Annotated in this window: 13 protein-coding genes; 6 read left to right on the top strand and 7 right to left on the bottom strand. The window is 70.0% G+C overall.

The window, feature by feature from the left end:
• Nucleotides 1-57: 57 nt before the first annotated feature.
• Both ACFPZI_RS34535 and ACFPZI_RS34530 read right to left on the bottom strand, forming a co-directional pair.
• Nucleotides 58-780, bottom strand: a complete 723-nt coding sequence (locus ACFPZI_RS34535; protein ID WP_360038079.1) for a Type 1 glutamine amidotransferase-like domain-containing protein — start codon at nt 778-780, stop codon at nt 58-60.
• Nucleotides 781-931: 151 nt separating this feature from the next.
• The gene (locus ACFPZI_RS34530; protein ID WP_381371113.1) at nt 932-1,117 is read right to left on the bottom strand and encodes a hypothetical protein; all 186 of its coding nucleotides are present in this window, start codon (nt 1,115-1,117) and stop codon (nt 932-934) included.
• Nucleotides 1,118-1,336: 219 nt separating this feature from the next.
• On the opposite strand from ACFPZI_RS34530, the gene ACFPZI_RS34525 reads away from it, so the two are divergent.
• A complete protein-coding gene (locus ACFPZI_RS34525; RefSeq protein ID WP_360038085.1) occupies nt 1,337-1,828 on the top strand; it encodes a hypothetical protein in 492 nt (163 codons plus the stop codon).
• Between the two features lie 67 nt (nt 1,829-1,895).
• Here ACFPZI_RS34525 and ACFPZI_RS34520 read toward each other — a convergent pair whose 3' ends face one another.
• The 4 genes from ACFPZI_RS34520 to ACFPZI_RS34505 all read right to left on the bottom strand — a co-directional run bounded on the left by ACFPZI_RS34520 (nt 1,896) and on the right by ACFPZI_RS34505 (nt 5,683).
• Complete coding sequence (locus ACFPZI_RS34520) at nt 1,896-2,321, bottom strand: STAS domain-containing protein (RefSeq protein ID WP_381371112.1); 426 nt, start codon at nt 2,319-2,321, stop codon at nt 1,896-1,898.
• Nucleotides 2,322-2,378: 57 nt separating this feature from the next.
• Nucleotides 2,379-3,512, bottom strand: a complete 1,134-nt coding sequence (locus tag ACFPZI_RS34515) for a cobalamin B12-binding domain-containing protein (protein WP_381371111.1) — start codon at nt 3,510-3,512, stop codon at nt 2,379-2,381.
• The gene (locus tag ACFPZI_RS34510) at nt 3,509-5,128 is read right to left on the bottom strand and encodes a SpoIIE family protein phosphatase (RefSeq protein WP_381371110.1); all 1,620 of its coding nucleotides are present in this window, start codon (nt 5,126-5,128) and stop codon (nt 3,509-3,511) included. The genes ACFPZI_RS34515 and ACFPZI_RS34510 overlap by 4 nt, the downstream gene beginning before the upstream one ends.
• Before the next feature lie 312 nt (nt 5,129-5,440).
• Nucleotides 5,441-5,683 carry a DUF6411 family protein gene (locus ACFPZI_RS34505; RefSeq protein WP_381371109.1) on the bottom strand — a complete coding sequence of 81 codons (243 nt, stop codon included), beginning with the start codon at nt 5,681-5,683 and terminating at the stop codon, nt 5,441-5,443.
• 220 nt (nt 5,684-5,903) lie between these two features.
• Between ACFPZI_RS34505 and ACFPZI_RS34500 the strand changes: the two genes are divergently transcribed.
• Nucleotides 5,904-7,103, top strand: a complete 1,200-nt coding sequence (locus tag ACFPZI_RS34500; RefSeq protein WP_381371115.1) for a phospholipase D-like domain-containing protein — start codon at nt 5,904-5,906, stop codon at nt 7,101-7,103.
• A gap of 328 nt (nt 7,104-7,431) precedes the next feature.
• Nucleotides 7,432-7,929 carry a MarR family winged helix-turn-helix transcriptional regulator gene (locus ACFPZI_RS34495; protein WP_381371114.1) on the top strand — a complete coding sequence of 166 codons (498 nt, stop codon included), beginning with the start codon at nt 7,432-7,434 and terminating at the stop codon, nt 7,927-7,929.
• Nucleotides 7,930-7,993: 64 nt separating this feature from the next.
• On the opposite strand, the gene ACFPZI_RS34490 is transcribed toward ACFPZI_RS34495, so the two are convergent.
• The gene (locus ACFPZI_RS34490) at nt 7,994-9,184 is read right to left on the bottom strand and encodes a PP2C family protein-serine/threonine phosphatase (protein WP_381371108.1); all 1,191 of its coding nucleotides are present in this window, start codon (nt 9,182-9,184) and stop codon (nt 7,994-7,996) included.
• A 527-nt stretch (nt 9,185-9,711) separates the two neighbouring features.
• Here ACFPZI_RS34490 and ACFPZI_RS34485 point away from each other — a divergent pair.
• The 3 genes from ACFPZI_RS34485 to ACFPZI_RS34475 all read left to right on the top strand — a co-directional run bounded on the left by ACFPZI_RS34485 (nt 9,712) and on the right by ACFPZI_RS34475 (nt 19,780).
• On the top strand, nt 9,712-11,007 hold the full coding sequence (locus tag ACFPZI_RS34485; RefSeq protein ID WP_381371107.1) for a serine/threonine-protein kinase: 1,296 nt from the start codon (nt 9,712-9,714) through the stop codon (nt 11,005-11,007).
• A gap of 207 nt (nt 11,008-11,214) precedes the next feature.
• On the top strand, nt 11,215-14,184 hold the full coding sequence (locus ACFPZI_RS34480; protein WP_381371106.1) for an SNF2-related protein: 2,970 nt from the start codon (nt 11,215-11,217) through the stop codon (nt 14,182-14,184).
• 1 nt (nt 14,185) lies between these two features.
• Nucleotides 14,186-19,780, top strand: a complete 5,595-nt coding sequence (locus ACFPZI_RS34475; protein ID WP_381371105.1) for a DNA methyltransferase — start codon at nt 14,186-14,188, stop codon at nt 19,778-19,780.
• The last annotated feature ends 102 nt before the right edge of the window (nt 19,781-19,882 follow it).

Raw genomic sequence — 19,882 nt, 5'->3', positions numbered from 1 at the left:
CACCCCCATGACCGGCCACACCAGCCCCGTGACCTGCAACTTCAGGATGAAACGATCTCACTGTGCTTTGACAAGCAGGCGACAGGGCAGGGCCTGCTCCGTGACACCGCTGTTCCCGTCTGCCCGTACATGGTGCAGGTGCGCCTCCGGCGTGCGGGTCACGGCCTCCGTCAGCAGGCCGTCGGTGAAGAGGGCTCCAGTGCCGTCTTCCAAAGCCCAGCCGGCGGAAAGGGCGCCGGTTGCCACGGCCTCCTGGTAGGAGGCGCGACGGCCTGACTCACTGGTGTAGTGCGGGCAGACCGAGCCGGGCAGTAGACCCAAGCCGTCTGGCAGGAACGTCAATGGTCCGAACGAGTCCGTGTGGGATCCTTCGGCCCAGCAGTTGGCACCGGCGCTGATCCCGCACAGGAGCGTGCCGTGTTCGTAGGCTTCGCTAAGCAGTCGGTCGACGCCGTGCGCACGCCAGACCGCCAACAAGTTCGCGGTGTTGCCGCCACCGACGTATACGACGTCTTGAGAGAGCAGGAACGTTCGCAGGGCGTCGTCATCGAGTTCCCTGCGGAACAGTGACAGGACACTGGGCTCACAGTTGCGCGGCCGGAACGCGGTGAAGAACTGTTCGACGTAGGCAGGAGCATCGCCGCTGGCCGTCGGCACGAAGCACACCTTAGGTCGAGAGGCGCGCGCATGAGAGAGCGTCCAGTCGTCCAGGAGGCCGTCGGTGTCGATGGAGAAGCCTCCTCCAATGAGTACAAGTCGATGAGCGGGAGCGACAGACACGGGCGGGCTCCTTAGGACACGGACAGCGGCATCTCGCACGATGGCCGGTTACCGCCTGCGTCCGCAATCGAAATGGAACGCTCTCGACAACAGGGGACCTTCCGTTCGTTCGAGTGCGGTTACGCGCGTCAAGCGGGGATCTAACTACGCGTTATTCAGTGGCCTCGCAGGCGGCGAGGTAGTCCGCCCAGGTGTCCTGCGCGAAGCGGGCCCACCTGTGTGCGGTGTCGGGGTGCATGCCGAAGAGGTCGCTCGCGACGATCGGGGGGAGGGCTGCGACTGCTTCGAGCATGGCGGTGTTGCGGGCGCTGAGGCCGGGAAGTCCGTGCTGGCGCATGAGCGAGTGGATTCCGTCAGCAGAGCGTGGCCGGCTGGGTGGGCGTCCGGGCAGCAAGTACTTCGGGTGGTCTCCATCCGGCTGTTTGAGGATCGAGACGTGGCCGATGGGACGGGCGGCCTGTTCCTCGATGAGCCGGGCCGGCTTGGGGGGTGCTCCTATGGGTTCCGTCAGGGAAATCGGGGTGCGTGGTGTTGCCGGTGAGGTCAACATTGCTTGGTGGCTGAGCTGCTGTGGAATGACGTGAAGGGCTTCTTCGACCTTGAGTGGGAGGGGTGTCTTCCGGATGTGTGGGTCGCTGGGACTGTGGTTGAGGACTGGCAGGCGGTCCTCGATCTGATCGTCGAGAGTGGCTGGCGGAGTGAGTACTCCGAGGGCGGTGTGGTCATGCCGCTGCCGCGTGCTGAAGAGGTGTTGTCACGGCCTGCCAATGTCGAGTGCGCGGATCTGTGGGTATGGCCGGTGCCGGATGTGTTGGCGATCTTTCGTTTGGAGTCGGCTGACGAGATCGGTTTTGACGTGGATCTGCGGGAGTTGCAGGGGCAGGAGCGGCTGGACGTGCTGTGTGGGTTTCTTCGTGCAATCGGGCGTCGACTGGGCGAGCCCGTAGTGATGACGCCCGAGGGTGACTGGGAGCGAAGCCACCCGGTGCTTGGATTCGATGTCGCGTCCGACCAGGTGGTGCTGCTGGCGGAGCCGCAGGTCAGCTGACTGTTGCCGCCGGGCCGTACGGGGAGGGGTGAGCCCCGCGCGGTCACCGCCAAGAGGGCACCGGCCGCTACGCCCCCGAATCCACGGTCCCGGGATCTCCCTCGGCGGAACCGGCGGAACCGAGGGAACCGGTGGAACCGGCGGACGGGACGGCCTGCTGCGGAGCCGTCAGGTAATCGTAGGTACCGGTGATGTGGAGCAGACGCTCCAACCGCGGACCCATGTTGTCCAGGTGGAAACCGGTTCCGTCCTCGGAGGTGCGGCGGTGGATCCGCAGCAGGACGGCCAGGCCCGCGGAGTCGACCGTTCCCAGTTCCTGGCAGTCCAGCCGGAGGTCCCGTACGTCCCCGCCCCCGCGCAGAGCGTGCAGGACCTGGTGGAGAACCTCGTCGCCGACCTCGTAGTCCAGGTCGCCGACGAGGGCCAGGCACACGGTGTGCGGGGCGCCGCCGGCGAGAGGCAGGACGGGCGGTGAGAAGGGGAAGGCAGCCACAGATGATTCCAACGTGTCGAGGTCGGGAGTGCCAGGCCGCGAGGCCTGCCGTTCGGATCAAGGAGCGGGAGCGGACCGGGGTCGGACGAAGGGCCCCAGCGCGTCGCGCCCGTCGGCGATCAGGCCGCAGGCCCGTGGAAAGTCGCGCAGTTGCTCCTCCAGCAGGTCCAGACCCGGCAGCACGGCGTGAGCCGGGACGCCGCGTGCGGTGAGGACCTCGGCGGTCCAGGCGAGGAAGTCCGTGAAGACGTCCGCGTCGTCCACGTAGAGGGCGGCGGCCAGGAAGTCGACGATCTGGGCGAGGTCTTCGGCGGTGCGTTCCCGCTGTTCGTCGGTGTAGTCGCGCATGGCGGGAAGGCGCTGCTCCAGGTCCTGGAAGGTCCGGCGCACCAGGCTGCGGGCACAGCGGGCGACCAGGGTGTACTCCTGGTCGGCCAAGTGAGGAAGGTCGTCGAGGGCCTGGTGGGGCGGCCGCGGCACGGGCAGCGGGCCGGCGGCCAGCCGGTCCGCCGCGCCGCGCGCGTCAAAGGCCCAGGCGTCGGCGCCGAGCAGACGGGCGTAGCGGCCGTCGGCCCCGAAAGCGCGGCCGCCGACCATGACCGGCACGCCGGTGGCCTGGACGGCGGTGACGGCGGCGTGGGCCACGGGCAGCCGGGTGGACAGCGAGCCGGACAGGCAGACGACCGTCGACCCGGCGCGGTGGATCCGGCCGACCAGGTGAGCGGTGGGGACCTGCGCTCCGAGGTAGTCCACCTGCCAGCCGCGCAACCGCAGTACCTCGGCCAAGAGCCGTGCGGGCAGGGCGTGCCACTCCTTGTCCACGCACGCGACCGTCACCCTGCCGCGCGCGGTGGTGGGGCGGTGGACGGGCAGAGTGGCGATGGCGCGGTCGTTGATGGCCGTGGCGGCGTGTTCGTCGGCCACGCTCATGCGGTTGGCCGCCCACTCGACGCCCACCTTGCGCTGGACGGCGCCGATGACGTCCAGTAGTACCGTCTCCGCGTCCAGTCCGCCCCGGAGGGCGTTGGTGACGAGGTCGACGGCCGAGTACTCGTCCGCGGCCCGGACCGCGGTCCAGAGTCTGTCCGCGTGTTCCCGGGCCCGCTCGTCGCCGTGCGGGGAGGCGGGGCGGGTAGGGACGAGGGGACGACCGGTGCCGTGTTCGCGGTCCGTGGCGGGAGCGGCCGTCATGCGGTGTACCTGCCCCGGGTGGTTCCGTCCACGGCGCTGAGGTGCGCACCGCGGGGTGCGGTGATGGCCAGCACGGCGATGTCGTCGTGGACTCCTTCGCCGATCCACTCGTCGGCGAGCATCTGGACACGCTCGACGACCGCGGACGCGGGAAGGCCGGCGCACTCGGCCAGGGCGCGCTTGAGGCGCTGCTCCCCGAACATGGTGTCGCCCATCGGCCCGCCCTTGGCCTCGGTGACGCCGTCGGTGTACAGCAGGCACGACTCACCCGGCGTCAGCCGTACCCGGGCGGTGCGGGAGCTGACCGTCGGCAGGACACCGACCAGGGAGCCGCCGGTGTCGGCCTCCTCCACGGTGCCGTCGCCGCGCACGATCAGCGGCGGGGGGTGCCCGGCGGAGGTCAGCCGCAGCACGACGTCGCGGTCCTCGCGGCTGGCGGAGACCAGCACCAGGGTGGCGAAGCGGGTGCTGTGGCCGTTGCGCATGGCGTTGTTCAGCAGCCGCAGCATTCTGCCGTGGTCGTCCGCCATCGGCAGCAGGGCGTGCAGCGTGTTACGGATCTTGCCGGTGAGTACCGCGGCCTCCAGTCCCTTGCCGGCCACGTCCCCCAGCACCGCGAAGGTGTCGGGGGAGTCCTCGCCCGGCGGGTGGACGTCGTAGAAGTCCCCGCCGATGCGCTCGGTGTCGACGCTGGGCCGGTAGCCGCCGGCGAACTCCACCCCTTCCACCTGCTGAAGAGCGGGCGGAAGGAGTGCGCGCATGAGAATGTCGGAGACCGTGTTCTGCTCGGCGTAGAGACGCGCGGCGGACATCGCGGCACCCGCACGGGCGGCGAACAGCCCGGCGAAGGCCTCCTCCGACTCGCTGAAAGCGGTCTTCTGCGCCCGCCGGAACAGGACCAGCGCCCCGGCCGGCACCCCGTGGCCCGGAAGCGGGGTGATCACCAGCGAACCGACCTCGCCGAAGTTCTCGGGGACCAGCCAGTGGGGAGCGGTGGCGGGGTCGATCCACCGCGACGGCACCGGTGGAAAGCCCTGCAGAGCCTCCGCCAGTCCAGGTACCGCCTCCGGCTCGCTGGAGACGGTGGCCCGGGTGAGACGCCCCTGCCGGTCGCACATGACCATCGGCAGCTTCCGTGCCGTGGTGGGTGTGATGACCACCGCGGCGTCGGCCAGGTACTCGGCGGCCAGGCGAGCGGTGACCTCCATGCAACGGTCCAGGTTCAGCGACGAGAGCAGGGCACTCGAGGCTTCGGAGAGGAACCGCGTGCGCTCGCGCTCCCCCTCCAGTTCCTTCAGTACGGATCGGTAGGCGGTCTCTTCCACCAGCCACCACACCGCCCCGCCGCCGGGCAGCGGGGACGGGCGCGCCGAGAAGAAGCGCTCGCCCACCGTGCCGGTCGCCGTGGTGGCGCCAGGGGTGCGCTGCGCGGCGGTGAGCCACTCCGGGGACGGCAGGGGCCGCCCTGCGTGGGAGGCCGGAAAGAGGGCGGTGGCCGAATCGTTGAGTTCCACGACACGTCCTTCCGCGTCCACGATCACCACCGGGTAGGGGGCTGCGGCAACGCTCACCACACTGGTGGAGCCGGAACGGAGGCCGTCCGGGAAATAAGTCATATGTCGGAGCCCTTGTGCTCGGGCTCTCACCTCAGATCACGCGAAGAAACACTTGTCAGTCGACAACTGTCCCGTAATCGGGGTGTGTCCGCAACCACCCCCCGCGCCGCGGGCGCCCCCGGCCCGACGGCTGAGCTGCGTTCTTCGCCGGGTACCCCCGTGCGCGAAGCGGATGTGCGGGGCCGGCCCGGGACTCCCCGCCTCGTCGGCGCGGCCGCGCCGGACCGGCCGGCCCCCGACCGCCGACCGGACGGCAGGGCGGGCCCGGGCCGCACGCGGCGACGGCGGCCCGGCAGACGGGGACCGCCGGGTTCAGAAGGGCAGCCGGCCACGGGTGCGGCGGCCGGCGGAACCGCTGCGCCCCACGGCCCTCGAACTGCTGCGGAACGGCTTGCTGAACATACGCCCCAGAGGGCCGGGTGCCTTTCCTCCCGCGCGGGAGCCGAAGCCCAGGGCCCGCTGGGTGCCGCGTTCGGGCCCGCGGGACAGGCGGGGCGCGAGGAACGCCAGTACGGCGAGAACGACACAAAGGGCGATGACACCGACGATGACCACGCATACCTCCAAGGGCTGTGACGTAGCTGTCGTTTGCCCTCCCCTGCGGGGGATAAAAGCGGTCAAGGGCTCGCTCGGTGAGCGGGAGGCCCGCCCGGAGACCGTTTCCCGGGACGTGCCGCCCGCCGTCGTCGCCTCGCTGTGTCGACCTCCGCCGGACGAGGCCGGGCAGGACGGACTGCCTCGCGTGCCGGCCGGAGAATGGATGAACCCCGACAACATGACACAGCACACCCTGTCCTCCCCGTCCGCCGACCGGTCCGCCGGTGAGCGCGCGCTGCGGATGCGCCGAAGGCTGGAACGGCTGATCGGCATCGCCGCGACGGAGGGAAATGCCCTTGTCGCCCTGCGCAACGGTGACGAGATCTTCCCCGCGATGCTGGAGAGCGTGCGGTCCGCCGAGTACACGGTGGACATGATGACGTTCGTCTACTGGAGGGGCGACATCGCCCGGCAGTTCGCCCGGGCCTTGGCGGAGCGGGCCCGCGCGGGAGTGCGGGTCCGGCTGCTGCTGGACGGCTTCGGCAGTCGCACGATAGAGAAGGGCCTGTTGAAGGACATGCGCGAAGCCGGCGTGCACGTGGCCTGGTTCCGGCAGCCGGTGGCGCTCTCACCGCTCAAGCAGAACCACCGCTGCCATCGCAAGGCGCTGCTCGTGGACGAGCGAGTGGCGTTCACCGGCGGAGTGGGCATCGCCGAGGAATGGTGCGGAGACGCCCGCAACGAGCGCGAGTGGCGCGACACGCACGTCGAGGTACGCGGTCCGGCGGTGGACGGCGTCGCCGCGGCGTTCGCACAGAACTGGGCCGAGTGCTCCGGTGAACTCTTCGACCGTCACGACCGGTTCAGCGAACACCGGCCCCAAGGGGACGCGGTGGTGCAGGTGGTGCGCGGTTCGGCCAGCTTCGGCTGGCAGGACATGCAGACCCTCATGCAGGTGATGATCGAGTCGGCCGAGGAACGGTTCCGGCTCACGACCGCCTACTTCTCACCGGACGCCTACTTCATCGAACTCCTGTGCCGGGCCTCGCGGCGCGGTGTGGAGGTGGAGATCCTGCTGCCTGGCCCGTACACCGACAAACGGGTCTGCCAACTGGCCGGACAGCATTTCTACGAGGACCTGCTGGCCTGCGGCGTGAAGATCTACCAGTACCAGCCGACGATGCTGCACGCGAAGGTCATCACCGTGGACGGAACGGCCGCGCTCATCGGGTCGACCAACTTCAACCGGCGGTCCCTCGAACACGACGAGGAGGTCATGCTGGCCGTCCTCGACGAGGAGTTCACCGCCACCCTCGACACCCACTTCGACGAGGACGTGGCGGTCAGCGAGCAGATCCGGGGAGGGCGATGGAGGAGACGGTCGCTGCTCCAGCGGGCGCGCGAGACGGCCGTCCTGCCCATACGCCGTTTCCTATGACGTCCGCGCGAGCGCGCCGGAGGACGACGGGGCACCGGGGAGGTCATGCCTCAGTGGCCGTGGACGCCTGCTGCTCCCGGTGACCGGCGGGCGGTGACCGGCGGGCGGTGACCGGTGCCCGGTGACCGGCGGGCGGGGCCGGCGGGGGGATACTGTTGACCCGTGCCCCGCGTCCCCGTTCCCCCGGGCGCTGCGCCACGGACGAGGGGGAAGGGCCGGAGCGGGGCGGGACGCACCAGACGGAACCCGGAGAGCGGGCGAGGCCCAGCCGGTTCAGCCCGTGACACGGGGACGACCATCCCATCGGAGTGCCGGAGTGCCCCACGTGGTGAACGCGCAGACCGCACCCCGCTCGCCCCGGCCCGGGCGAGCGGCCGAAGCGGCGTGCGAGGTCGTCGAACTCCTCGAGGTGCTGTGGGACCGGGGGCGGGACGCGGCCCCGGTCGCCCCCGTCTCCGCCTCGCAGTTGCGTGTGCTCTACAGCCTCGAACGGGAACAGGGGATCAACCTGCGCAGGCTGGGTGAGATCCTCGGATCCTCCCCGCCCTCCGTCAGCCGCCTCTGCGACCGGCTCGAGGCGCTCGGCTTCGTGGAACGGACCCCGAGTCCCGTCAGCAGGCGGGAGCTGATGCTCGACCTGACCGGGCGCGGGGCGGCATATCTGCGTGAACTCCGGGTGCAGCGTGAGGAAGTGCTCCGCTCGGTGATCGAGAGCATGCCCCCCGATTCCCGCGCGGCCCTGCGCGACGGGCTGGATGCCTTCCGCGACGCGGTGGAACGGAACGCGCTGATCCACAAGACGCCCCGGACGGACAGAACCGCCTGAGGGCGCCCGGGACGCACCCCGAGGGCGGGCCCCGCTCCGTGGCGGGCGGGCCGACGGAACCGTCTCACGTACCGGGTCGCGATCCGTCCCCGGTACGCCCGTACCAGTCGAGGCAGACCACCAGGGCATCGTCGTCGACCGGGCTCTTTCCCCGGTACGACGCGAGTTCACGCAGCACCGCGCCCGGCACCTGCGCCGGCGGCAGCAGCCGGGTGGCCATGAGGGCCCGGGCGAGTGCCCGTTCGCTGTACTTCTCCCCGGCCGAGGACGTCGCGTCGTAGACGCCGTCACTGCCGATCAGGAAACGGTCGCCGGGACGCACCTGAAAGTGCTCGGACGTGTACGGGGTGTCCTCGAACATGCCGAGGGGCAGCTGGGCGTCGAAGGGCAGGGCGTCCACGTTTTTCCCGCGCAGCCGCCACATCCGCGGGGACCCCGCGTCCACGGCCTCGACCTCGCCGGTCGCGAGGTCGAACCGCAGCAGCAGGACGGAGACGTGGGCGTTGCCGCTGTACTGCGCGTACACCGCCTGATCGGCGAGGCGCGCCTGGTCGGACAGGTCGAGACCGGCGCGCCGGGCGTTGCGCATCGCGTTGACGGCGAGGTTGGTGAGCAGAGCGGCCTCGATGCCCTCCCCCATGCCGTTGGTGACGGTCAGCGTGAGGTGGTCCGCGGACACCGACCAGTCGAAGTTGTCCCCGAAGATCGCGTACGCGGGTTCGAGATGCCCCCCGAGGGAGAACTCCGGACGGGAGCAGGCCCGGCCCGGCAGCAGCTGCCACTGCATCTCGGCCGCCAGGGTCAGGCGCGTGGCGCGGCGCGCCAGGACGTACAGGTCCGTGTCGCGTTCGGCCACGAGGATCTCGTGGCCGAGAACCTCGCAGACGTGCCGCAGCTCGGGAAGGAGTGCCTGCGCGTAGCGGCCCTCCGGCATCGTGACGGAGAGCACGCCCGTCCGGTCCCCGCGGATGGTGACCGGGAGATGGACGTCCACCGTGTGTCCGTGAGGATCGGGAACCACGTACGGTTCCTGGGATCCGAAGGCGCGGCCCTGAGGGCTGTCGTGGATCATGACCGGTTCCGTCGTGAGCGGAACGGGTTCGACGGCCTGCAGTGATCTCATCGCGTAATCGGCCATACGCAGTTCGACGCGCGCCGCACCGTACTGTTCCGCGAGAGCCGCCGCGACGATGTCCAGCAGCGCGTGCGGTGGCGCCGCCCGCAGGGCGCGCTCGACGGCGGCGAGTCTGTTCACGTCATTCCGCTTCCCTGCGTACCGGGCCCGGCCATGTGGCGACGGCTGTGGGCCGATGGGTTCGCTCCGCGGTGGACGCGCCGCCCCGTGGGCCGGCCCCAGTTTATCCCGACCGCAATACCGTGACGATTCCCGCCCGGACTCTCCACACCCTCCCGGGTCCCTTCCTCGGGACCGCCGTCTTTCCTGCGCGATGGTGCGCTCCGGTATGCCGGATGCACCGCGTAGCAAGCCGCGCGGACTCCAGCGGCGGAGGGCAGCCGCTCGCTTAGCCTGGATCCACCGATGATCATGGAGGGCAGACTGTGTCCTCCCAGGTCAACCAGTCCTTCGGGGGGTAGTCGATCTTCACCTGAGAGGTGAAGGCGCGGAACGGCTCAATCGGGCCGCTGACCTGGACTAAGGCTGCTCGGGTCCGGTTTTCGTCGGTGGATTCAGGCTTAGACTTCCGCTGCGCGTCCGGTGCGTCCCGCCCGAAGCGGGAGCAGCCGGCCGGCCAAGCGGGAACAAGGGGGAAGAGCACGGCCATGGAGCCACTGAAGGACGACGACCCGGCGAGCATCGGCGGCTACCGGTTGCTGTGCCGGCTCGGTTCGGGTGGCATGGGGCAGGTGTACCTCGGCGAGTCGCCCGCCGGGCTCCAGGTCGCGGTCAAGGTCATCAAGCCGTCGGTGCTCGACGAGGACGGCCGGGCTCGCTTCCTGCTCGAAGTGGACAGTCTCAAGACGGTGTACGGGCCTTTCGTCGCCCCCTTCGTCTCGGCGGACGCCCAGGCCGAACGGCCGTGGCTCGCCGTCGAGTTCGTGCCGGGGCCGGATCTGCTGTCCTTCGTCGCGGGGCACGGCGTGCTGCCGCTCGTCGAGACGGCCAGCCTGGGCGCCCTGCTGGCCGAGGGGCTCGGCACGGTGCACGAGGCCGGGCTGCTGCACCGGGACCTCAAGCCGCAGAACATCCTGCTCTCCGCGTACGGGCCCAAGGTGATCGACTTCGGTCTGGCCGTGCTCGCGGAACGACGCTCCACCCTGACCGCCACCGGCGTCGTGGTCGGGTCGGTGCTGTGCATGCCGCCCGAGCAGGCACGGGGCGAACACCGGCTGGACCGGTCCGCCGACGTGTACGCGCTGGGGGCCGTCCTGCTGTACGCCGCGACCGGTCACTTCCCCTACGGCGGGAACAGTTGGCAGGCCGTGGCCCTGAACATCGAGGACCCGCAGGTGGCGCCGGACCTCTCCGGGCTCCCGGCGGAGCTGGCGCCGCTGATCAACGGGATGCTGGCGCTCGATCCCACCGAGCGGCCGACCCTGGACCAGGTCACGGGCCGGCTCGTGGAGGTTCTCGCAGGTCGGGGTGTGAGCGCGGGACAGGCCAAGCGGCAGCTCACGGAGCGGACCCCCGTCATCGAGGTACCCGAGGCGTCGTTCCCGCTCGTGGCGGCGGAGCGTGCGGAGGGCTGGGCCGGTTACACACCGACCGTCGTCGACGTGGCGGCGCGCGAGGACGACACGGGCGAGGAGGCGTCGGGGTACGAGCGAGGTTTCCCCGGCGGCACCGGTCCGGGCGACGAGGAGGAAGTTCCTGAGGGCGGGGCGGACGATCGGGGTTCCGGTGGTCCGCACGGCTTCGGTCCCGGCGACGCCGACCGCTTCGGACTCGATCCCGCGGGCGGTCCAGGGGCCGGCGGGGCCGGGCGCGGTCAGCCGTCCGAGCCGCCGCCCGCCGCGGAGCCCCGCACGGGCGGCGCGCGTCCCGGTGTCCGCCTCTCCGCGCCGCTGCGGATCGCCGAGCGGCTGCGGGCCGCGTACGCGAGCGACGCCCGTTTCTGACGGCCGGCACCGACCGGGTAGGAGCGGCGAACTCCTCTCCACAGACAGTGACCGGCCCGTGTGAGGCGGGTGCGTCGCGTGAAACACTTGCGGGCCGGGTCGGCGCCGCGTGCGGTGCGCCCGCGGCCGGCCGACGGCAGGACCCGGCGGTGGCAGAGCCGGGGGACGGTAGAACCCGGGACGGTTAGCACCCAGGAAGGACAACCGGTGGCACAGCAGGGGGAGACCCGGTATCCGCCAGGCGCCCAGATTCTCGTACGGGACGAGGAGTGGCTGGTCAGGACCGCGGTCAGGGCGGGGCATCCCGACGACGGCGAGCGGATCGAGGCGATAGGCGTCTCGGAGTTCGTCCGCGACGAGGAGGCCGTCTTCTTCAGCGGCATCGACCGGGTCGATCTCCTCGATCCGGAGAAGACGCGTCTGGTGAGTGACACGTCGTCCTACTTCCGCCGTGCCCGTCTCTTCCTCGAAGCGGTGCTGCGCAGGACTCCGCTGCCGCAGTCGGAGCGCGGTCTCGCCCTGGCGGACCGCTTCCTGCTGGACCCGCTGCCCTACCAGCAGCGCCCGGCGGAGCTGGCGCTCTCGCTGCGCAATCTGCGTCCGCGCATCCTGATCGCCGATGTCGTCGGCCTCGGCAAGACGCTGGAGATCGGGCTCACCCTGGCCGAGCTGATCCGGCGCGGCAGGGGCGAGCGCATCCTCGTCGTCACCCCGCAGAGCGTGCTCGAACAGTTCCAGCACGAGCTGTGGACCCGTTTCGCGATCCCCCTGGTACGGCTCGACTCGCTGGGCATCCAACGCATCCAGCGGGAGATCCCGGCCGGACGCAACCCGTTCACGCACTACAAGCGCGTGATCATCTCCGTCGACACCCTCAAGAACATCGGCCAGTACCGGCACCACCTGGAGCGTATCCAGTGGGACGCCGTGGTCATCGACGAGAGTCACAACCTCATCAACCAGGGCAGCCAGCGCCGCGCCCTCGCCGAGACCCTGGCCCCGCGCACGGACGCGCTGCTGCTGGCGAGCGCCACCCCGCACAACGGCGACAAGCGCTCCTTCGCCGACCTGATCAGCCTGCTCGACCCGGCCGCCATCGCCGACGCGGACCACTACGACCCGGCCGAGGACCTCGGCCACCTGTTCATCAGACGGACGAAGATCAGTCCCGAGGTCCGCAACGGCATCGGCGCCGAGTGGGCGGACCGCGGGCCCACCCGTTCGCTGCACTGCGCCGCGAACGAGGCCGAGGAGCGGATCTTCGCGGAGCTCACCGAGCACTGGCTGCCCGCCCCGCCCGCCTCCGCCGAGTTCGGGACGGCGGACCGGGACCGTACGTCGGTGGCCACGGACCCCCTCTTCGCGTACAACCTGCTGAAGACCTTCCTGTCCTCGCACGTGGCGCTCGCCGAGACCGTCGGCCGGCGCATCACCGCCCTCGACAAGAAGGTGCGGGACGCCCAGAAGGAGGGCAGGCGCCCCGACCCGGCGATCGGTCCCGAGCAGCGGGCCCTGGCCCGGCTCCGTGAGCTGACCGCCTCCATGGGCGACGGCACCGGGCCGGGCGACTCGGCCAAGCTGGACGCACTCGTCGAGCAGCTGAAGGAGATCGGCGTCGGCCCGCGCAGCGGCACCCGCGTGGTCGTCTTCTCCGAGCGGGTCGACACCTTGAAGTGGCTGGCCCGCGTCGTGCCCGCCCGGCTGGGTTTCCGGGCCGACCGGGACGGCGCCGTCAAGGCCGTACGCGTCATGCACGGCGGGCTCAGCGAGGAGGAGCAGCGGTTGTGCCGGGAGGCGTTCGGCCTGGCCGGTGACCCGGTGCGGCTGCTGTTCACCGGTGACGTCGCCTCCGAGGGCGTCAACCTGCACCGCCAGTGCCACCACCTCATCCACTACGACATCCCCTGGTCGCTGATCCGCATCGAGCAGCGCAACGGCCGTATCGACCGGTACGGGCAGCGGTACGAGCCGCAGTTCCGGGCGCTGATCCTCACCTCCGCCGTGCCCGGCGCGAAGGACGACCGGACCGTCGCCGAGAAGCTGCTGACCCGTGAGGAGGAGGCCCACAAGCTGAACGGCACCGCCGAGGCGGAGACCGGCTACTACCGGGCCGACGAGGAGGAGCGGCGGCTCATCAAGGAGCTGGTCGAGGGCGGCACGGTCGAGGACTTCCTCGACGCGGCGCCCGCCGCCGGGGACACCGACCTCGCCGACCTCTTCGGCCAGGTCGACACGATCACCGAGGAGGAGCCGCCGCGGCGCGCGGAGGTCCCCTCCCTGTTCGGCGGGGACCTGCCGGCGTTCGTCGACACCGCGCTCGCCGAGCTGTTCGAGGACCGGGCCGAGGACGTCCTCGGCCTGTCCCGCGCCGAGGACGCCCAGCGCCGCCGCTCCCTGTCGCTCTCCCCGGAGAAGGCACCCGACCTGTTGCGCCGCCTCAAGGCCCTGCCCCCCTCCTACCTGAAGGAGCAGGGGGTGGCCGAGCGCATGATCCTCACCTTCGACCGCGACCTGGCGCAGGACAAGCTGACCGAGGCCCGCGAGGCCACGGACACCATGTGGCCGACCGTGTCGTTCCTCAGCGACATCCACCCGGTGGTGGAGTGGCTCACCGACAAGGTGCTCGTGCAGTTCGGCCGGCAGGAAGCCCCCGTCATCACCTCCCCGTACGTCACCGAGCCCACCTTCCTCATCCAGGGCATCTGCTCCAACGCCCTCGGCCGGCCCACCGTCGTACGGTGGATGGCCGTCCCGGCGGAGCCCGGCGGACCGGTCCGGCCCATGACCGAGGCCCTCGCCGAGGCACGGGTGGGCCCCGACCTCGCCCGTACCGGCGAACCCCGCGACCTCGCCCGCCTCCAGGAGCTGGTCCCGGCGGCGGTGGCGACCGCCCGCGCGTACCTGGAGAAGTACAAGGACGAGTGGGCCGAGCAGATCAGCGGCCCGCTGGCCGAGTACCGCGAGCGTCTCACGCACTGGCGGGCGGACTCCCTGCCCGGCGCGACCGCCCGCAAGGAGAAGCAGATCGAGGCCACCGCCGACGAACAGGCCCACCTTCTCGACCAGTTGAGCACCTCCGGCCGGCCCCTGCTGAGGGTGCTGGCCGTCCTGGACAAGCCCGCGCCCGAAGACGGCTTCGGCGGCGCCACCGAACCGGCCGACCCGGCGGAGGACTGACGTGACCTACGACTCCCTCGTCAACCACGGCGACTACCTCTCGGCGCACTACCTAGCCGAGGTGCTGCCCAAGGACCTGAAGGCCAAGGACGGCCTCCTCGCCCGCTGGGCCGCCGCCGAGGAGACCGCCCGCCGCGCCCACGCCGAAGCGGTGGCACGGGCGAAGGCCGCCGGCGACGACCCTGCCCCCGTCCCGCCCCGTGCCCGCACCCCCCGCGAGGGCCTGCGCGCCCTGCACGGCCCCTACTTCGCGGGCCGCGCGGACTTCGCGCACGACGCCGAGGCGCTCAGCGTGCCGGACGCGCCCGTCCCCGCCGACTGGGGTAAACGCCTGACCGAACTCCACCTCGACACCCTGCGCGCGCTCGGCTACACGGACGCCCACGAGCAGACCGTCACCGTGCACCGCTCCGGGCACGACTACGCCGTGCGGGCCGTGCACGCCGAGCCCGGCGTGATCGCGCTCTCCTGCGGCTGGACCGCCGAACCGGACGCCGCCCTCGACCCGGACGGCGCCGGACGCCTGCTGCACCCGGTGGCCCTGGAGGCGTCCGGCCGGCTCCGGGACGCCAAGGCCGTCACCGACTTCCTCTTCCAGTGCGAGGAACCCCCGCGCCACGTCCTCCTGATGGCGGGCGGCGTGGTCGTCCTGGCCGACCGGATGGCCTGGCACGAGGGCCGCTACCTCGCTGTCGACCTGGACGCCGCCCTCAACCGCCGCGACGACCGCAACGGCGGCGAACTCGACACGATCGCCGCCCTGTTCGGCGCGGACTCGCTGCGCGTGCCCGAGGAGGGCGGCACCGCGCCGCTCGCCGGGTTCGTCGACAAGTCCGGCAAGCACGCCGTCGGCGTCTCCACCGAACTGCGGGAGGGACTGCGCCTGTCCGTCGAGTGGATCGCCGACGAGGTCCTGACCCGCCTGCGCGAGCAGGGTGTCCCCGTGTCGAAGCTCGACGACCCGAAACGCCTGGCCAAGGAACTCACCCGCGAGTCCCTGCGCTACCTCTACCGCATCCTGTTCCTGCTGTACGCCGAGGCCCAGCCCGCGCTCGGCATCCTGCCCTCCGACTATCCCGAGTACGGGCGCGGCTACGGCCTCCAGCGCCTCGGCGACCTCGTCGTACGCGACCTGGTCGGAGAGCGCTCCCGGCAGGGCTTCCACCTCTACGAATCCCTCGACCTCCTCTTCCGCAACGTCGAGAAGGGCCACCGCCCGTACGGCTCCGAGGAGGAGGACGTCCTCGCCCAAAAGGCCGACCGCGCCGCCACGGAGGCCGAACGGGAAGCCGCCCGCCGCCTCGCCGACGGTGAGATCACCCGCGCCGTTCACGACGACCTGGTCCGCGAGGCCGACCGCTCCCGCCGCGCCGCCGCCCGCAGCGCCGACGTCGGTCTGCGCTTCGAGCCCCTGCGCTCCGAGCTGTTCAAGGAGGACGCGGTACGGCTCATCTCGGCCGACCGCCTGGAGAACCCACTGTACGAGGGCGACGGCTCCGACGACGGCGACCCGGACGTCCCCGAGTTCCTCGACACCCGGCTGCGCAACGAGACCCTGCACAAGGTGCTGCGCCGCCTCATGCTCACCAAGGGCAAGGGCCGCGAGCGCGGCGGCTTCATCTCCTACGCCCAGCTCGGCATCAACCAACTCGGCGCCGTCTACGAAGGGCTGATGTCCTACTCCGGGTTCATCGCGGAGGAGGACCTGTACGAGGTCGCCAAGAACGGCGACGCGTCCGGCGGCAGCTGGATGATCCCCGCGTCCCGCGTGCACGACTATCCCGACGACGTGTTCGTCGAGCGGCCCCACGAGGAGACCGGCCGGCCCGTTCGCGTCGTCCACCCGAAGGGCTCGTTCGTCTACCGCCTGGCCGGCCGCGACCGGCAGACCTCGGCGTCCTACTACACGCCGAAGTCGCTGACGGAGGTGACGGTCGAGCTGGCGCTCAAGCACCGCCTCGACCAGGACGGTACGACGACCTCCGCGCGCGAACTCCTCCAGTGGCGGATCTGCGAACCCGCGCTCGGCTCCGGCGCGTTCCTCAACGAGGCGATCGACCAGGTGGCGGCCGAGTACCTGCGCCGCCGGGAGAGGGAGCTGGGCAGGCGCGTCGACCCGGAGCAGCGGCAGATCGAGCTCCAGAAGGCCAAGGCGTACGTCGCCCTGCACAACGCGTACGGCGTCGACCTCAACGCCACGGCCGTGGAACTCGCCGAGGTGTCCCTGTGGCTCAACTCCATGCACCCCGGCATGCGGGCACCCTGGTTCGGGCTGCATCTGCGGCGGGGGAACTCGCTGATCGGGGCGGGACGGAAGGTGTACGGGGCTGACGTCCTGCCGGACGGGCCCTGGCTGTCGAAGACGGCCCCGCTCCCGCCCACCGACCTCCCCTTCCGCGACGGCGACCTGCCCGACGGCGCCGTCCACCACTTCCTCCTGCCTGCGGTGGGCTGGGGCGCGGTCGCGGGGGAGCCGGAGGCGAAGAAGCTGGCCGAGGAACAGGCGAAGGCACTGGGTGCGTGGCGCCGGGGCATCCTGAAGGCCCCGAAGGCCCCCAACCCGTTCAAGGAACGGGAGAAAGAGCCCGAGGACAAGCGGCAGAAGCGCTACAACACCTGGCTCGCGGCCGGATCCAAGACCGAGCTGCGGCGGCTCCAACGCGTCGCTCACCGCGCCGAGTTCCTGTGGAGCCTGGTCGCCAAGCGGCTGGAATTGTCCGAGCGCAAGGTCTCCCGACGCATCGACGTGTGGGAGGCGGACTGGCTGGAACCGTCCGACGAGGCGGCGGACAAGCAGCGCGTCCTCGACGACCTGACGGTGGCCGGCACGCCGTACTGGCGGCTGAAGACCGTCATGGACGCGTGGTGCGCGCTGTGGTTCTGGCCGCTGGACCAGGTGTCCGCGCTGGACGGCACGGCGCCGGAGTACGGGCCGGGCGGCGGGGTCGTCCGGGCGGTGGACGTGGCGGCGCTGATGTCGGAGGACGCCGGTGCCGACGCCGACGCCGACACGGGGTTCGCATCGGCGGTTCCGGCCGCCGCGCCCGAGCCGAGCGGGCCGGCGCCCGGAGACCTCGCCTGGCAGGCCGCCGGGCTCTTCGACAGCCCGACCGGCGAGCAGGGCGACTTCGCGGAGCTGGCCGCAGCCGACGGTGACGACAATGAGGCGGGCCTCCGGTCGAAGGGGCGCAGTACCGGCGGGGGCCGCAAGGCGCGGATCGCGGAGGACCCATGGCGCCCGGTCATCCCCCTGAAGACGTTCGCCGACTGGCTGGACTTCCTGGAGGCCGTCCTCGGCCGCAACGACCCCGGCGACGGCTCCTTCCTCGACGGCCTGGACGATCTCCCCGTCGACGAGGCGCTGCCCCTGCTGGAGGCGTACGAGCGCACGTTGGACGGCACACTGGGAATGGACCGCGTCCTCAACCTGCCGACACGGTTCCCGTGGCTGCCGGTGGTCGAGGACATCGCCGGTTCGACGGAGAAGGACATCAAGACGGAGGACGGACACGGGTTCTTCCACTGGGAGCTGCACTTCGCGCATGTCTTCCGGGGGGAGAGCGGGGGGTTCGATCTTCAGGTGGGGAACCCGCCTTGGGTTCGACCGGACTGGGACGAGGCCACAGTGTTGGCCGAGTTCGATCCGTGGTTCAAGTTGGCGGACAAGCCGTCAGCGGAGGAGTGGCGGGAGCGTAAGAGCGGGCGACTGTCCGATCTGGCGCGAGGTGTGGTGTATGGCGGTGAGCTGGCCGCAACGGTCGGTATGGCGGCTTTCCTGAGTGAACCAGTGACCTATCCGTTGATCACAGGGACGCGACCGGACCTGTACCGAGCGTTCATGTGTCAGGTGTGGGCGCATCTGGGCATCAGAGGCACGGCGGGGCTCGTGCACCCGGACACGCACTTCGTTGGAGTCAAGGACGGGAAGCTGAGGGAGGCTGCGTATGAGCGTCTGCGGTTCCACGCTCACTTCTGGAACCAGTTGCACGTTTTTGCTGAGATCAAAGAAACGCGGCAATTCTCGATCAACGTGTATGGGCGGCCAAAGCGCATCAGCTTCCCACATATGAGTTGGCTTTTCGCACCAGAAACGCTCAGCGGTTCGCTTGAGCATGACGGTGAGGGAGAGCTACCCGGCATCAAGTATGAGGGTCACTGGGAACTGCGTCCGCATCGGGAACGGTTGGTCGAGGTGGATGAGGAACTACTCACGCAGTGGCACCGGCTTGCGGGCGAGACGGCAGTGCCCGCAAGCCAGGCGGCCTTGCTGTACCCGGTGACCTCGGACGAGCAGGGTGCTATTGCAGCCCTGTCTCAGGGGAGTGACCGCTTGGGCAGTCACGATCCCAACATCACCATTGGCATGTTCGAGAACTTGGCGACCAAGAAACTGGGGATTTATCGCTGGGATACCACTGCGCCGCCCTCTCTGGAAGAGGTCATCCTCCAGGGACCGCATCTTGGTATTGCCACGCCGTTCAACAAGCAGCCCAAAAATCCATGCCGGACGTCGCTGGACTGGTCGAGTTGGAATCTCGCAGAGCTGCCCGCGAGTACGGTACCCCGTACCAATTATGTGCGTGGCTGGGAACTTAAGCGGTATCGAGATGTTCAGGATCGTTGGCTCGATCGCTCACGACTTGCGACTGACTGGCAACCCTCGTCTGAGGAATGGGCAAAGAGAGGGGAGGTGCTGAACGAAGAGGAGTTGCAGTTCACGGAAGGTGAGCAGCGTGAGCTCTTGAAGCGGAGGTTGTGGCTCTACCGGCCGTACACAGAGTTCTACCGGTTGGCGTGGCGCGTCATGATTCCGTTTGACACGGAGCGCAGCTTGTTCGCTGCCCTGATTCCTCCTGGTCCTGCGCATGTCCACACAGTGCAGTCAATGGCGATGTCAAGCAATCGCGAAACGGCACTTAATGCTGGCTTCTGGGCTTCCCTTCCCTTCGACTACGTGCTCCGCATCACGGGCCGAACCCACTTGCAAGTCGCAGAAGCCCACAAGATGCCCTACTCCAATCCTGCCCACCCACTGGCAGGCCCCTTGCTGCTACGAACCCTTCGTTTGAACTGCCTTACCGATGCGTATGCTCCTCTCTGGAGCGAGCTGTACGACATGACGTGGCCGGGTTACGAAAGCTGGGCCATCTCGTGGCCGAAACTGGCACCACTTGCGGGGCACCTTAAGGCTACTTGGGAGTACGCCACCCCGCTGCGTACCGAGTACGAACGACGTGCTGCTCTCGTCGAGATCGACGCCCTGGTCGCGGTATGGCTCGGAGTCACGGCCGACGAGCTTGTGGCCACGTACCGCTCCCGCTATCACATCCTTGCCCAACGGGATACGGAAACGTACTTTGACGCGGTGGGACGCAAGTTGGCTGCAAGCCACCACACCTACGGATTCGGCCAGAGCAAGAAGGATTACGAGGATTTCCTCGCCTACAACGGCGGTGAGCGGCCGGAACCCCCCGACGGTTACACCGCCCCCTTCTACAAGGCCGACCGAGAGGCCGAAATGCGAGCCGCGCACGCCGTGTTTGCGAAGCGGTTGCAGGATGCGATCGACCAGGGGAAGTGGGCTCCCGGCTCGTAAGCAGAAGCGCCCCGTTCCGGGTAGGTCCGGAGCGGGGCGATCGTGCAGGGTTAGGCGTTGCTCGCGTGCGTGAGGAAGTGGGTCCAGGCTCCCGCAGAGACG

This window comes from Streptomyces chlorus (assembly GCF_042655885.1).
GTDB lineage: Bacteria > Actinomycetota > Actinomycetes > Streptomycetales > Streptomycetaceae > Streptomyces > Streptomyces chlorus.
This window is presented reverse-complemented; position numbering and strand designations above follow the sequence as displayed.